Origin of the sequence: Borrelia turicatae 91E135 (assembly GCF_000012085.2) — a bacterium.
Taxonomy (GTDB): Bacteria; Spirochaetota; Spirochaetia; order Borreliales; family Borreliaceae; genus Borrelia; species Borrelia turicatae.
Genome location: NC_008710.1, coordinates 620,065 through 636,854, shown reverse-complemented (window position 1 = coordinate 636,854; position 16,790 = coordinate 620,065). Strand labels below are relative to the sequence as shown.

Annotated in this window: 11 protein-coding genes; 6 read left to right on the top strand and 5 right to left on the bottom strand. The window is 28.9% G+C overall.

Annotated elements, in window-relative coordinates; translation table 11 throughout:
- The first annotated feature begins 54 nt into the window (after nt 1-54).
- Entirely contained in the window at nt 55-1,557 is a 1,503-nt protein-coding gene (locus BT0_RS03035) for a lactate permease LctP family transporter (RefSeq protein ID WP_041178501.1), read from the top strand.
- Nucleotides 1,558-1,756: 199 nt separating this feature from the next.
- Complete coding sequence (locus BT0_RS03030; RefSeq protein ID WP_011772544.1) at nt 1,757-3,550, top strand: integrin-binding adhesin P66 family protein; 1,794 nt, start codon at nt 1,757-1,759, stop codon at nt 3,548-3,550.
- 104 nt (nt 3,551-3,654) lie between these two features.
- Here BT0_RS03030 and BT0_RS03025 read toward each other — a convergent pair whose 3' ends face one another.
- The 4 genes from BT0_RS03025 to BT0_RS03010 are packed head-to-tail and all read right to left on the bottom strand — an operon-like array spanning nt 3,655 to nt 8,673.
- The gene (locus BT0_RS03025) at nt 3,655-4,404 is read right to left on the bottom strand and encodes a J domain-containing protein (protein ID WP_011772543.1); all 750 of its coding nucleotides are present in this window, start codon (nt 4,402-4,404) and stop codon (nt 3,655-3,657) included.
- Between the two features lie 26 nt (nt 4,405-4,430).
- Complete coding sequence (gene glyA, locus BT0_RS03020; RefSeq protein WP_011772542.1) at nt 4,431-5,684, bottom strand: serine hydroxymethyltransferase; 1,254 nt, start codon at nt 5,682-5,684, stop codon at nt 4,431-4,433.
- The gene (locus tag BT0_RS03015; RefSeq protein ID WP_011772541.1) at nt 5,674-7,224 is read right to left on the bottom strand and encodes a DNA-binding protein; all 1,551 of its coding nucleotides are present in this window, start codon (nt 7,222-7,224) and stop codon (nt 5,674-5,676) included. The genes glyA and BT0_RS03015 overlap by 11 nt, the downstream gene beginning before the upstream one ends.
- A gap of 3 nt (nt 7,225-7,227) precedes the next feature.
- Nucleotides 7,228-8,673, bottom strand: coding sequence for a cysteine--tRNA ligase (locus tag BT0_RS03010; protein ID WP_011772540.1), 1,446 nt, complete (start codon nt 8,671-8,673; stop codon nt 7,228-7,230).
- Between the two features lie 207 nt (nt 8,674-8,880).
- On the opposite strand from BT0_RS03010, the gene murB reads away from it, so the two are divergent.
- Nucleotides 8,881-9,798, top strand: a complete 918-nt coding sequence (gene murB / locus BT0_RS03005) for a UDP-N-acetylmuramate dehydrogenase (protein ID WP_011772539.1) — start codon at nt 8,881-8,883, stop codon at nt 9,796-9,798.
- A 1-nt stretch (nt 9,799) separates the two neighbouring features.
- On the opposite strand, the gene BT0_RS03000 is transcribed toward murB, so the two are convergent.
- The gene (locus tag BT0_RS03000; protein WP_011772538.1) at nt 9,800-11,998 is read right to left on the bottom strand and encodes a methyl-accepting chemotaxis protein; all 2,199 of its coding nucleotides are present in this window, start codon (nt 11,996-11,998) and stop codon (nt 9,800-9,802) included.
- Between the two features lie 209 nt (nt 11,999-12,207).
- Here BT0_RS03000 and BT0_RS02995 point away from each other — a divergent pair, with 209 nt between their 5' ends.
- From BT0_RS02995 to argS, 3 genes are read left to right on the top strand one after another with little or no spacing between them, the layout of a single operon-like run.
- On the top strand, nt 12,208-14,424 hold the full coding sequence (locus tag BT0_RS02995; RefSeq protein ID WP_041178500.1) for a methyl-accepting chemotaxis protein: 2,217 nt from the start codon (nt 12,208-12,210) through the stop codon (nt 14,422-14,424).
- A gap of 15 nt (nt 14,425-14,439) precedes the next feature.
- Complete coding sequence (locus BT0_RS02990; protein WP_011772536.1) at nt 14,440-15,033, top strand: hypothetical protein; 594 nt, start codon at nt 14,440-14,442, stop codon at nt 15,031-15,033.
- Nucleotides 15,023-16,777 carry an arginine--tRNA ligase gene (gene argS / locus BT0_RS02985; RefSeq protein ID WP_011772535.1) on the top strand — a complete coding sequence of 585 codons (1,755 nt, stop codon included), beginning with the start codon at nt 15,023-15,025 and terminating at the stop codon, nt 16,775-16,777. The genes BT0_RS02990 and argS overlap by 11 nt, the downstream gene beginning before the upstream one ends.
- Nucleotides 16,778-16,790: the final 13 nt, after the last annotated feature.

Genomic DNA, 16,790 nt, shown 5'->3' with positions numbered 1-16,790 from the left:
AAGAATTTGTTATAAAATTAAATGGTAAATCTAAAAAGGAGCACACATCTTATTATGAATTTTTATGATTTCATTAAAGCCCTGGTACCAATAACACTTATAATCATTGGACTTGGGATAATAAAAAAACCAGCATATTATGTGATACCAATATGCTTAATAGTTACCATTGCAATAACCTTATTTGATAAGAATTTAGGAATAATCAATACAAGTCTTGCAATATTTGAGGGAACAATAATGGGAATATGGCCAATAGTTATTGTAATTATAGCTGCTATTTTCACATATAAAATGGCTGAAAGTCAAAATGATATGAAAATTATAAAAGCCATGTTATCAAACGTATCCTCTGATAAACGAATAATAGTTTTGCTTGTAGTATGGGGATTTGGTAACTTCTTAGAAGGAGTTGCAGGATACGGAACCGCAGTAGCCATTCCCGTATCAATACTAATGGCAATGGGATTTGAACCATTCTTTGCCTGTCTTATATGTCTAATCATGGATACATCCTCAACTGCCTATGGTTCAGTAGGAATCCCTATAATATCTCTCTCCCAAGCAACAGGATTAGATGTTAATATGTTATCATATGATGTCTCTTTACAACTCATCCTGCCAACTCTTATTATACCATTTGTACTAGTTATGCTTGTAGGAGGCGGAATTAAAGGTCTTAAGGGAGGAATGTTTATCCTCACACTCCTCTCAGGAGCATCAATAGCAATATCTCAAGTTTATGTTTCAAAAACCTTAGGCCCAGAACTTCCAGCAATACTTGGAAGCATACCCGCAATGGCAATAACAATAATTTATGCAAAGCTTTTTGCAAACAAAGATACAATTAATAACAATATAAAAGTATCAGCAATGCAAGGATTCCTTGCATGTTTGCCCTATATTTTAATAGTTTCACTCATAATAATTGTCTCACCACTTTTCTATGGAATAAATAAATATCTATCAAACTTTAAAACCACTCTTTCAATTTATCCAGGAGCAAATCCACTACAATTTAAATGGCTAACCTCACCAGGACCATTAATTATTCTTGCAACAGTAGTATCTTACTCAATCAGAGGGGTCCCTATAATTGAACAATTAAAAACATTCGTACTTACAATAAAAAAAATGGCATTATCTTCTTTTGTAATTATCTGCATAGTATCAATATCAAGATTAATGACACATAGCGGCATGATAAAAGACCTTGCGGATGGCATATCAACATTAACAGGCACATTATACCCATTATTTAGCCCATTAATTGGGGCTCTGGGCACTTTCCTTACAGGAAGCGATACCGTTTCAAATGTTTTATTTGGACCATTGCAAACACAAATCGCAGCAAATATTGATGTTAATCCTTACTGGCTTTCAGCCGCAAACACAACAGGAGCAACAGGGGGCAAAATGATCTCACCTCAAAATATTACAATAGCAACAACAACAGCAGGTCTCATTGGACAAGAAGGAAAATTACTATCAAAAACCATAGTATACGCTCTTGGCTATATTTTTATATCGGGCATTTTGGTTTACTTCTTATTATAAATATAAATAAATGATAAATTTAAATGTTTAATAAATAAGACTAACATAATAACTTTGTTAGTCTTATTTAAAAATAATAACTATAAAAATACTTGAATTTTTATCTAAGAATTAATATCATTAATACCCAAAGACAAAAATGCATGTTATTTAAAACTTCTAACGAAGCCCCAAATTTCACAACAAAGGAGATATAAAAGTGAATAAAACAATATTATTATGTATCTTTATCTTTATATTAACCACTGTTACAGTTTTTGCCGATGATACAGATAAAGATATATCTAAGTCAAACCCATGGAGTCCTAAACTAACATTCGAAAATAGTAGCGAATTTAGATTTGACATGGATGAGTCCATTCCTGGTTTGGAAAATAAAAGCCAGCTAGGAATTAAATTTGTACCATATGAAACACATAACGAAATAGGAAAGCATGATCCTTTCTCAGCTTACATCAAAGTAGAGGACCTCGTGTTAAAAGCTAAGGGCAAAAAGGATGCCATACTCAAACTCGATGTAGGAAGCATTACAACACAAATCAACATATATGACTTTTACCTCAAAATAGAATCAATGACTGATTTTGATTTTAACCAAGAATCATTATTTAGTTTCGCACCAATGACTAGTATTCAAAGCGAATATTACGGTTTTCCAAGCGATGATTGCGCTACAAGAAGAACAATCCTTGCAAGAAGTACAGCAAAAACAATAGGAACACTTCAGTTTGGATACACTTTTCCACAATTAGAACTTGTGCTTGCAATTGGGGCAACAGGAACAGGGAACAGAAACTACAAAAAAAATGCTAACGATTCCGAAGAAGATAAAAAGAAAAAAGACGAAACTCCTTACAACAATACATATCAAGGTATACTTTACGGAACAAAAGTGAAATGGACACCAATGAAAAATGAACTAGCACAATACAGCTCAGATGTCATTGCAGAAATTCCATTTGAATTACACTTTGGACTCTCAGGAGCAATCGGAAACTCAACATTTAATCATTCATCAATAACATACGGACTTAAAGACAAATCTGTTGTAGGCTCAGATCTTGTCAGTCCAACTTTATCAAACGCATCTATAATGGCCTCTATTGGATTTACGTACAAGCTTGGTCTTACAAAAATCAATGACAAAAATACCTATCTCTTAATACAAACCGGCTCTGATGTAGGAATAGATCCATTTGCCAGCGATTTTTCTATACTTGGACACATCTCCAGAAAGGCAAATACAGACGACAAAGACCAATTTAATCCAACAGAAAACAAACTTAAATTTGATAACAAAAGAAGTACCAATTTTGCATTTTCTGTAGGAACAGGTATCGGTTTAGCTTGGAATACAGATGACGGTGAACAAGAATCATGGTCAATTAGCGGTGATAATTCCTATAATACAAGAATATTTGGAACACAAAACAAAAAATCAGGAATTGGACTTGGAATTACCTATGGAAAAAACCTATATAAACCTACATCTTCAAACAAAATAATACAGGATATCGCTGCAAAATCATTCCAAACTTTTAATGCCGAAATTTCAACTTACGAAGACAACACAAAAGGAATTATTCCTGGTCTTGGATGGATAGCTTCACTTGGAATTTATGATCTACTAAAAGAACAACCTCAATCAAATGATATAATAACTATTCTTACACCAAAGACTAATACTCAAACTCAAACTCAAACAGTTGCATTTACTGAAGCGACTAAGATTGGGGGTGCTTTATACATCGATTACGCAATACCTGTAGAATCCATATCACCAACAACACATATAATCCCATATGTAGGTACCCATATTTTAGGCTCATTTAAAGGTTCAGATAAAAGCATATATCTAAAAGCTGGAGTAGAATTAGACAATTTAATCAAATTGACCAAAATATCACTTGGATGGGATTCAAACAATCTTTTCGCAACAAAAGACCAAATGGGAAGTGTTTTCTTACAATTTGCAGTGGCTTTTAACGAATAAACAAAAACAATCGTTTAAAGGATAGATTTCTACTCTTTAAACGATTTATCAAATCTATTTCAAATAATAAAATCCTATTAATCAAATAAAACTTAATAAGCTAGCTATTTTAAATTTCTCTCTTTGCAGATCTTTTCATAAGCATCTTGAATCTTAATAAATTTTTCATTCGCCTCTCTTTGTTTAATAGGTTCACTTGCAAATCTATCTGGATGGTATTGTATAACCAATTTTTTATAAGCCTTCTTTATGTCATCATCACTAGCATTATATCTTAAACCCAATACTTCATAAGGATTAACAATCTCTATATTAATATTTTTGTAAGCATCATGATTTTCAAAATCGATCTCAAGAAATGCACTAACATAACGAATAAATTTATCCCCTTCCAAGTTTCCATATCTAGCTAAATTATTAATCTCTTTAAGAACTGAGACAAGCCAAACAAAAAGATCTCTATGCTGAAAGTACCCAAGCTTCAGCGTATATAATATTTTGTCTGCATTTCTATTTTGAGTAACAGAAAAATGAAATACATTATAAAGTTCCGTCTTATGTTTTTCGGATAAATTTAAAGAATTAATTATAAAATTAATATAATTTAATTGCTCGCCAGTCATTGACCCCAAAATAGAAATCAATTTGGCCATCAATAAACAAGATAACTTATAAAATTCAAGTTCCCTTGACTTAGAATAAAAGTAATCTCTTGTTGTGTACGTCCTAAACCCACCTAAAATACTGGTGATTATAAAAAAAACAAAAAATATGAAAAACATACTTAAAATAAAGGGACTAAAAATCAAAATAAATGACAATAACAAAAAGAAAATTTGAAACAAATTAGACACCTAAATAAACAAACTGCAAATCAAAATTAAGGCATATTAAAACTACTAATAAATTCTACGACTTCGCATTTTATTTTTTTAAGCTCATAATCAGACTTAGTCTTCAAAGCCCTAATAATAAAACGAGCAACCTCAATAGAATCATCTCTATTTAAACCCCTTGAAGTAATAGCAGCACCACCAATTCGAATACCCGAAGCTACAGAAGGATTTTTTGAATCAAAAGGAATTATGTTTTTATTAAGAATAATGTTTACGCTCTCAAGAACTTTCTCAGCATCAGCCCCTGTAATACCCAAAATACCAAGGTCAACTAAAAATAAATGATTATCCGTTCCACCACTAACTATTCTAAAACCTTCTGAAACAAAATACTCAGCCATAGCTTTGGTATTCTCTATTACACTAGAAATATAATCCTTAAATTCATCCATCAAAGCTTCTCCAAAAGCCACTGCTTTACCGGCAATAACATGCATTAAAGGCCCACCTTGGGTTCCTGGAAAAACACAAGAATTAACAGCATTCTCTAGTGTTCTCTCTTTATTATTAAAATTCACTATCATACTAGATTCCTTACCTGCAAGAATTAATCCTCCTCTAGGGCCCCTTAAAGTTTTATGAGTAGTACTTGTAGTTAAATGTGCAACATCAATAGGAGAGTTATGAAAACCTGTAACAACAAGACCTGCCGTATGAGCAATATCACACAAAAGATAAGCTGAAACCTCATCCGCTATTTCACGAAATTTTTTAAAATCAATTTCTCTTGAATAAGAAGAAGCACCAGCAATTATTAAATTAGGTCTACATTCTCTGGCTATTCTCCTAACATCATCATAATCAATTATCTCAGAATCCCTTGACACACCATAAGAATATGCATCAAAGAGCATTCCAGAAAAACTGACCTTACTACCATGAGTTAAATGACCACCATGAGACAACTCCATTCCAAGAATTTTATCCCCAGGTTTAATAAGCGCCATTATAGCAGCCATATTAGCTTGAGAACCACTATGAGGTTGAACATTTGCATAACTTGCACCAAAAAGCTCTTTCGCTCGTGATATAGCTAAATTTTCAATATCATCAACAACAAAACATCCACCATAATATCTCTTTGAAGGATAACCTTCGGCATATTTATTAGTCAAAATACTTCCAACAGCCTGCCTTACTCCTAATGATACAAAATTTTCTGAAGCAATTAATTCAATATTTTCTCTCTCCCTTTTAGCTTCCCTTTCAATTAAATCAAATAAAATACTATCTATCATTAATATTTTCCTCCAAAGTAATCCTATAATTCAGAGAATAATTACTATTCGTCAAGCTTTTATATTTCAACAATAGTAAATCAAAATAATCATCAAATAGCAAATCATCATAATCTTCCTTATATCCATACTGGATATAATTCTCTGACATACTCAAAAAATAATTAGAGCTATCTCTAAATAATACCGCATTTACTATATCAAAATAAATAAATCCAATATGCTCTAAAAAAAATTCACACCAAGTATGTTCTTTAAGACTAGACGACCTAGTATCAAAATAAAGTCCAACAGCATTTCTTAAAGGTATATTGTTTCGTAAAAATAACAAATTCGTAAGTAAGATTAAATTATCAGCTGAAATCTCCCTCACCTTAATAGATTCATCCAAAGTTAAATCATTATCTATAACCGTAAAATGCAAAATTAAAGCATCAATAATAGATTTTGCCAATTCATAAGCCGAATCTTTGTTGTTTACATTCAAATTAATTGAACTTAAATCAAGTGAATCATAAGATAAATAACGATCTCTCTTATTTAAAACATATGTTTTAAATTCATACATATTACTATCCGTATTTACTTTAATACTCTCCAAAGCTTTTCTATCAAAAATATCTAAATCCAATTTACAAGTCTCAACTTCAAATTTTAAATGATATGTATTTGATTTTAGGCTTTTAAAAAATAAATTATCTAGATCCAATATAGCCCCATTATTATCTGAAAACTTAATTTTTTGTCTTTCATTTTCAATTGGATTTAAATAAAAAACATTAAAATTAATGTCATCTGATGTCAAACTAAGATCCTTACTATAAGCCTGAACGAAATAAATTTCATGAGATATTTTAAAATTTCTAGTTCTCTTTAAATTCCACTTAAAAAAATTTATATTAAAATTAAAAGGAATTTTATTGCTTTCAACCCCGTCAACCTGCAAAAAAATCTCACCATCAATATGCAAAGTCTTCGGCGGAATAAATTTTATTTCTTCTTCACTCAATTTCAATATATCTCTAGGAAGGACTTTATAAAGTTCATGTTTTGTTTGAATAAATATTTCAACACCAGCAAAATTTGACACTAAATTTTTGCCTCTTAATATAACAGGAACATTTGTCATTAAAACCAACTCATCAGTAACAAAAAGAAAAGGTTTATTTTTTTTCTCAAGTTTAATTGGAACTTGTCTACTAATTACAAGAAAAAGTTCGTTACTAATCCCTTTCTCGCTTTTTATAAAAACAAGACCGGAGTTAATTTCATCTGTAATTTTAAAAACTATCTTCTCATTGCTCCAGCTAACAATACTACTCTTCATTAAATAATGATCATTAATATTAATCTCTCCAATCTTATCACCTAAATTACGTCCCTTAATCACAATTACATTTTCATGCGAAGCAGGCATTGGTGATATTTCATAAATTACAGGCTTTAAATAAAACAAAAATCCAGAAAAAATAAATAAACTTAAAAATATTAAAAACACTAAGCTTAAAACAAAATATTGACTCTTAAAAAATACTGCCAAAAATTACCCTCTTTTAACCTTAGTCCCTTCTTCAGTATCAATTAATACAAAACCTTTAGAATAAAAATATTCTCTAATCTCATCAGCACGCTTAAAATCTTTTCTTATCTTGGCTAACCGTCTCTCTTCCAGCAAAGAATTCATAGCATCATCAATATTTATCCTATCCTTCTCAATCTCTCTAAACACTCCTTCTTTTAAACCAAGAGATAAAACTTCATCAAATTTGAATGTAAGTCTAAGTTTTGAGAGAGCACTTAAATTATCATCCTTAATAATATCCCATAACAAGGCTAATGCCTGAGGAATACTTAAATCAAAAGCTATTTTTTCCAAAAAACTGTCATAATATCTTTTCTCTAAAACAGATTCAATATTCTCATAATTCTTACTAAGTAATAACAGATCAAATTGATTTAATGAAGAAAAAACAGCTGTCAATTTATTAAGCATATTTTTTCTAGCCACCTTGCAAGCTCTCAAATTATTAAACGTAAACTTAAGTTGAGTTCTATAATGTGCAGTTAAACAAAAATATCTAAAATCTAAAGGCGAAAATCCATTTGTTTCTAAGTCTTGAATGGTAATAAAATTATTATTTGATTTTGACATCTTTTCATCTTCCATAATCAAAAACTCACCATGAACAAAAATATCACACCACATTCTATTTAAATAACATTCTGCTATCGCTATTTCATTTATGTGATGAACCCCAATATGATCAACTCCTCCCAAATGGATATCAAGAGTACTCCTAAAACAATCTAAATTCATTGCCGCACATTCTAAATGCCAACTTGGATAACCAAATCCCCAAGGTGAATCCCATTTCATTTCCTGATCTTTAAATTTTGAATTTGTAAACCACAAAACAAAATCTGACTTATTCTTTTTTGAAGGATCTACCTCAACTCTGGAAACAGAAGAAAACTCAAAATCATTTAGATTAATACCAGCCATCTGGCCATAACTCTTAAAAAGAGAAGTATCAAAATAAACATTACCATTAACAAAATAAGTAAACCCATTTTGCTCAAGAACTTTAATCACCTCTATCATGCTTGCAATATATTCACTTGCAATAAGTACTTTATCAGGACGCACTATATTTAATTTTTCACAATCACAAAAAAAAGCTTCTGTAAAAAACCTGCTAATTTCATAAACCGTAAGGCCTCTCTCTCTTGCAGCCTTAACCACCTTATCTTCTCCCTCATCAAATTCACCTGTTAAATGACCAATATCAGTAATATTCATTGCATAATTAACATTATATTTTAATAACCTTAGGGACTTAATAAGCAGATCTTCAAAAATATATGTTCTAAAATTACCTATATGGGCATAATTATAAACAGTAGGTCCACAAGCATAGACCTTAATATCACTAAAATTTTTTACTTCAGATAAACTCTTTGTTTTTGTATTATATAATCTAAGAAGCATACACCCCGTGAAAAAACTAACTCTAGAGATTAAAGATTAAAAATGTCAAAATAAATTATAATTAACATAATCTCTACATAACTTATTATACAAGTTTATTATATTTAAAACAATTTGACAAATTTAATAATAATTAAAACTACATATCACTTAAAAAGTTTACTTCAAATTTGAAAAAAATAATAATCCAATATAAAATTAGAAAACATGTTAAAAAACATAAATAATTTTCTTGAAAAGATTAATATTAAACCTAAAACAGAAAACCTTGCAAACCATACAACTTATAAAATAGGGGGAATTTCCAAATTATTTTTAACACCTAAAACAATCAAAGATGCAGAACATATATTTAAAGTAGCAATAAAAGAAAAAGTTAAAATATTTATTTTAGGAGGAGGCTCCAATCTGCTAATAAACGACGAAGTAGAAATCGATTTTCCTATAATATATACTGGGCACTTAAATAAAATTGAACTTCAAAACAATCAAATTACTGCTGAATGCGGAACCAATTTTGACGACCTATGTCATTTTGCATTGCAAAATGAATTAAGCGGATTAGAATTCATATATGGACTTCCTGGAACTCTTGGAGGTGCAATTTGGATGAATGCCAGGTGCTTCGGAAGCGAAATCTCTGAAATATTAGATCGGGTCATTTTTGTAGATGAAAATGGACAAACTATCTGCAAAAAACTTGAAAAAAGTGAATTCTCATATAAAATTTCTCCTTTTCAAAACAAAAACACTGTAATACTAAAAGCAACCCTAAATCTAACAAAAGGCAATAAAAAACATATTGAAGAGATTATGAAACAAAACAAGCAAAAAAGAATAGATAAAGGACATTATCTCTCTCCAAGTAGCGGGAGTACATTTAAAAATAATAAAAAATTTTTAAAACCTACTGGACAAATTATTGAAGAATGCAACTTAAAAGGACTAAACATTGGGGGAGCAACAGTATCACACTACCACGGTAACTTTATTATTAACAAGAATAATGCCAGCTCTAAAGAGATTAAAACACTAATTGAGAAAGTAAAAACTGAGGTTCAAATAAAAACAGGATTTTTACTTGAAGAAGAAGTGATTTATATCGGATTCAACGACAAAAATTAAATTATTTATCCCAAAATTCATTATTAATATTTTCCACAACATCTTTCATTTTAGCAACCTTTTCTCTACATTCATTAACCAATGATACATGTTCACGTAAAGGTTCTAATGCATCTAAACTCATCTTAGAAACCTCAAATTCACTTAAATCATTATTTAAATTATTAAACTTTCCACTAATAACAAAATAACTATTAAATATCTCCTTACACATGTTCTTAGTATCTTTAATCTTAATATCATAAGATAAATATTTATCTTTAAATTCTTCAATTTCTTTTACATGTTTAGCAAGGGTAATATTAATTCTCTCATGCTGTACAGCATTATTATGAATATTTTCCTGGATGTCAATAAAATCCTTATAAATAGCATCAATCTCTGAACTCACAACTGAAATGATATTATTAACCATTTTAAGCTCATCTTTAATAGTTGTCGAATACTTTCCAGAATTAATAGCAAGTTTTCTAATCTCCTCTGCAACAACAGCAAAACTCTTACCAGCATCTCCTGCCTTGGCTGCCTCAATGGCTGCATTCATTGCAAGCATATTAGTCTGAGCCGATATTAATACTAAAAGCTTATTTGCACTCTGAAGACTATTAGTCTGAGATAATAGCTCCGAAAAATTTTTATTAACATTCTCAAAAATAGAATTCAACTCAAAAACCTTATTTTTTACATCATCAATACTTGTAGAATTTAATGCAACAACTTTACTAAAAATCTCTAAATTTTTATCTATTCCATAAAAAGCATTGGCATTCTCTTCAAATTGAGTAGCAATATCCAATATATTCTTATTGTGATCACTAATTGGATTAGATATTGATTCAAAATCCTTTAAAATATTCACAATTGACTTCTCAAATTTAGAAAAAGCATCCCCTATTTTATCATAAGTAGTAAGACTATTATGCACTTTTTCTATATTTTCTTCAGGAATATTTATCTCAGTTAAACACTTTCTTAAGTTTCGTACATAAACCTTAATGCTATCGACAATATTAGTAGTTTTTGAAAAAAAATTATCAAATTCAGCACTAATATAAGAAAAAATAAAAGATTTATATTGAACCTCTAAAATAGGATCAAGACTTAAAATATCTTCTCTTTCCTTTTTATATTTAAGAAGCATTCTAAAATCCCCAATAAAAGGCAAAATAAACCTATTGTAAAGATAAAATATAATGAGATAAGCAAAAAATATAAACCCTAAGAAAAATATTGCATTCGATTGAAATTTAAAGGGAAGATAATCCATATTCAAAATAATACCTTGGACCACACTTCCATCAATCTGAGCAGTACTTAAAACATAAGAAGAAGTCTTATGTTTTAAAATATCTCTAGAAATATTAGGATTGTCCTTAACATGAGATATAACCCTGCTTAACACACTACTTGCATAATTTTCTGCAAAATTATCAGTACTTAAATCATTAAGACTCATCAATAAAGGATTAAACTCCCTATCAATCATAAAAAACTCATAATTTTTATTACTAAACTTGAGATAAGAATCAAATTGATTTGCAATATCAATAAATAAATTATCAAAACAAACTAAAAAACAGATTACACCTAAGATTGCAGAACTATCATTCATAACTGGAATACTTACAACAGAATAGAGCCTATTTTTTATTCTCTTATAACTTGAATAATACGTAACATGCTTCTTTGCAGGAACAAAATAAATCGGATCTTCAATAATGTTATTTATACCTAAAAACGAAAAGTTTTTATTTGAAATCAAAACATTTTGCCCAACAGGAATATAGAAAATTCCTTCTAAAGAATTTTCTTCAAGAGGTATATGCTGAAAAATTTTACTTACCTCATTAAATCCCTTGGAACTTAAAAACAGAGCAATACTTGTATCTAAATCTATGAACCGTAAATCAACACTTGCAATAAAACTATTTGAAACATTATGTAAAACATTTAAAACCCTATCATTCTCAACGAGATTTTTTAAAACACCAACAGCACCATCATATTTATTTTTTATCTGAAAAGCCACATTATTTGAAAAGAGTTTAAAATCAGACTCAACACGCTCTAAATACCCACTTTTATAGTTTAAATAAGCCTGCCCTAAAAACAATAAACCAAAGCAAATAAAAATAAAAAGTATGAAATAAAGCAGAAAACTCATATTTTTTAATTTAACATTTACCAAATCCTCATTCATAAAAAAATTTCTCCAAAATTAAACCCATAAAAACAAATTTTCAAGCTGTGTTAAAATATTACAATATTAATAGTATTATATAAATAACCAACAAATATTCAATAAAATATACATTTTTATTATTCCAATATATGTATATTATTATATAATAAAACATATATAATACTAGTTAGTTATAATGTTTTGTAAAAAGTTTTGTGAGGATTCAAGTGAAAAGAAATCATTCTAGTTCCACTCTTTTTTATAAGTTTAATATTGTTATTGTAATTTATACAATGATTATTGCCACAACCATTTTCTTACTATTAGATCACGGATATAGGAAAATAATAACAAAAGAACTTCAAAGCTTTACAAAATTCGTCAATAATATCATGATAAAAAGCTTCTCTAGAGATACAAGAAACATGTTAATCGCTATTGATGACTTTGTTAAAAATTATAACCAGAATTTGAACACACAAAAAAGTGATCATTTAAATAATGTAATATCTATCGACCAGTTAAGCTTATTCCCATCCTATATAAAAATAATAGAATACACAAATAAAAACGGCAAAATATTGTATTCAAGTGATGAGAGAAGATTAAATACCTACATAAATTTACAAGAAATGAAAACGGATAGTAATATAGATAACTACCACACAGTTATACTAAACCAAGATTTAACAATAATAAATAATAAATCCTATATACCAATGCTTTACAAGATCCCCCAACAAGATCAAAACGATTTGTATAATACAAGTAATGCAAACATAAAGTCAGAAAAAAATATGAGTATAAATCATGATGGATATGTTGTTTTATATGCAGACATACTAGAACAGATAAAACAACTAAGAAAAAACATATTTATGCTTTTAGAAAGATCCTTACTAGAAAAAGGAAATCAACACAAAAGCTCCCATTACTTTAAGATATATGCTATTAACAGTCAAGGAGATATTTTTGGTGAACAAGACGAAGAAACACTTAAACCTATAAAATTATCCTTAAACAGCCTGTTTGAAAACAATCCAAAAATAACAACTCCATTACTCAATGCAATAGCTCAAAGAAAAAGTAATTATAATACTAGCTACAACAATAACATAATCTCCATAACAAGACTTACATCTTCATCTTGGTATTTAGCAATACAAATGAATTATAACAATATATTTTCAAATGAACTCAACAATATCAAATTGATGTCAATATCAACAATAATATTACTCGTAATAATATTTATATTAATCATGATAATTACAATCAAAAAACTAATCATATCAAAAATAGAAAAACTTAATAAGATCATTCCAAAAGTCAAAGAAGGAGATCTCACAATCAAGATTGAATCAAAAGGAAAAGATTCAATAAGTGCCACAATAAATTATTTCGGGTATTTCATTGAAAATTTAAAGAACGTAATAAACTCGCTACAAGGCAGAGTAAAACTATTAAAAGAAAACGGTGATCTACTCTTTAATGAAATAAATAAAGCTTATGATACAATAACAAACTCAAATAAGTACATAGAAAAAACACAAGGGGAAATAGAAAAACAAGTTGAGTTTATTTCAAATACAACAAATACAATTGAGAATTTATCTAAAAACATCGCATCACTTGACAATTCAATTGAAACTCAAGCTGCAAGCGTTGAAGAATCATCTTCAGCTATTGAAGAGATGATAGGAAGCATACAATCAGTCACAGAAATAACACAAAAAGCTGCAAAAAGCACAGAAGAACTTAAACTATTCTCCGATGATGGTAGAAAAAAACAAGAAGAGATTATCATGCAAATTAAAGATATTTACAAAAATTCAACAAGACTACAAGAAGCTAATGCACTAATATCATCCATTGCTAGCCAAACCAATTTACTATCAATGAATGCTGCTATCGAGGCGTCTCATGCGGGAGAAGCTGGAAAAGGTTTTGCAATTGTTGCAGAAGAGATTAAAGACCTTGCAGAACAAGTTACTTCACAATCAGAATCAGTTGCAGCATCAATAAATGAAATCATGGATTCAATCAATCAAACAGTAAAAACATCAGAATTAACAAATAAAGCTTTCAATCAAATATTTAACTCAATCAACCTCGTAGTTCAAGTCATAGAAGAAATCAATCACACTATGCAAGAACAATCAATTGGTAGCCAAGAAATTTTAAAAGCTTTAAACACAATGAGAGAAATAACATATGAAGTAAAAATAGGTTCAAATGAAATGTTTAGAGGAAATAAAGAGATAATTAATACGGTTTCTGTTTTAGAAGAAATTAATGTCACAGTTTCAAATTCAATGAAAGGACTAAAAGAAGAAATCAAAAAACTAATAGAAGCTGTTGAAAGCATCAAAACTTTTGGAACAACAAATTCAAATCACATTACAGAAATTAATACAGATACAAATCAATTTAAAACAAAATAGCTAAAGGTAAATCTTATGAATAATAAAACATTTTATATCACAGATAGATATCTAAAAACATCCTTAATGCTATTTCCAATTTTTGCCTATACAAAAAATTTTTTAGAAGGAACCATAATATCAATTTGGATTTCATTGTGTATTTTACTTCCAGCAATAATTATTAAACAAATAGAATTAAGAAATCAAATATTAGGAATTTACCTATTAATAATAGGAATTGTTGTCAGTTTAACTTACCTATTCATGTACTACATAACTCCTATTCTTTATGAAAATTTAAGATTTTCAATCCCTATTTTAACAGTGATAATAATCTCATTTCACAAAAATGAACCTTTTAAAAGTGTAAAAGACTCATTAAGCATATTGCAATATTCCAAATTACCGATAATAACATTCATATCACTAAGCGCAACAATTTCACTATTTAGAGAAATACTAAATACTGGGGGCTTACAGCTTTTCAATATTAAATTATCAATAATTAAAGATGGTAATATAATAAAAACACCTGTTTATAGCTCAAATATTTTTCTAGCAGCATCCTTAATCTTTCTCTTAATTAACATACTAATAAATATTAAAGGGAAAAAGAATGATCAGTAAAATAAAAAAAGATTTAGAAAATAAAATTAGCAAAACAATAAAAGAACTTGCATTAAAACAAAACATTACATTAGACAAAATAAATATAATCATGAAAAAACCTCCAAAAAGTGAACTGGGAGATTTATCAATACTAATATTCGAATTTAGTAAAATCTTAAAACTCAGTACATCTGTGATTATTGAAGAGATAATTAAACAGATTGGAAAGAAATACACAACCAAATCAATGGGAGCTTATTTAAACATAAAATTCAACAGAAAAGAATATATTAAAGATATAATCAAAAAAGTCAATGAACAGAAAGAAAAATATGGAATAAATAATGTACTTAAAAACAAAAGGATAATAATAGAATTCTCATCACCAAATACAAACAAACCATTGCATGTAGGACATCTTAGAAATGACATTATTGGGGAAAGCTTATCAAGAATACTAAAAGCTTCTGGTGGCCAGGTAACAAAAATAAATTTGATAAATGATAGGGGAACACATATCTGCAAAACCATGCTTGCTTATAAAAAATTTGGAAATAATACAACCCCTGAACTTTCCCTAAAAAAGGGGGATCATTTAATCGGTGATTTTTATGTAAAATACAACGAATATGCTAAAAATAATAAAATGGCAGAAGACGAAATACAACAGTTATTATGTAAGTGGGAAGAAGGAGATGAAGAGACTGTTAAACTTTGGAAAAAATTAAATAAATGGGCAATTGAAGGAATCAAAGAAACTTACAAACTTACAAACATTACATTCGATAAAATTTATCTTGAAAGTGAAATATTTAAGATCGGACGAGAAATTATACTTCAAGGATTAGAAAAAGGTTTATGCTATAAACGAGAAGATGGGGCTATATGTATCAATATACCTATAGAAACAAATGAAATGACCGATCAAAAATTTAAACAAAAAGTACTCCTAAGAGCTAATGGAACCTCCATTTATTTAACACAGGATCTAGGAAATATATTAACTAGAAAAAATGAATTTGATTTCGATGAAATGATTTATGTAGTTGGAAGTGAACAAATTCATCATTTTAAAACTTTATTTTACGTTGCAGATAAATTAGGAATTACAAAAGAAAATAATCTAGTGCACTTATCATACGGCATGGTAAACTTACCTACAGGTAAAATGAAATCAAGAGAAGGTCATGTAATTGATGCTGACAACTTAATTCATGATCTAAGCGAATCAACTATGATAGAGATAAAAAAGAGACATTCAAATGAGCAAGATTCCAAAAAAATTGCATTAAATATATCACTAGGGGCCATTCACTACTATCTACTCAAAACGGCAATACACAAAGATATATTATTTAATAAAGAAGAAAGCTTATCATTTACTGGAAACTCAGGTCCATACATTCAATATGTAGGTGCAAGAATTAATAGCATACTTGACAAGTATGATGAATTAAATTTACCCAGCAAAAATATTAATTTCGACCTCTTAATAAATGAAAACGAATGGGCAATAATCAAAATTATCTCTGAATTTGAAGAATATATAATTAAGGCTGCAAAAGATCGTAATCCTTCAATAATAGTCAACTATTCTTACTTACTTGCAAAAAGCTTCAGTGCATATTATCAAGACACAAAAATAATAGATAAAGATAACCCTGAACTTACACATGCAAGAACTGATTTATCAAAAGCAGTTCTACAAACAATAAAAAATTGTATGCATTTACTTAACATTCCCTACATGAAAAAGATGTGAACTTCTCAAATTC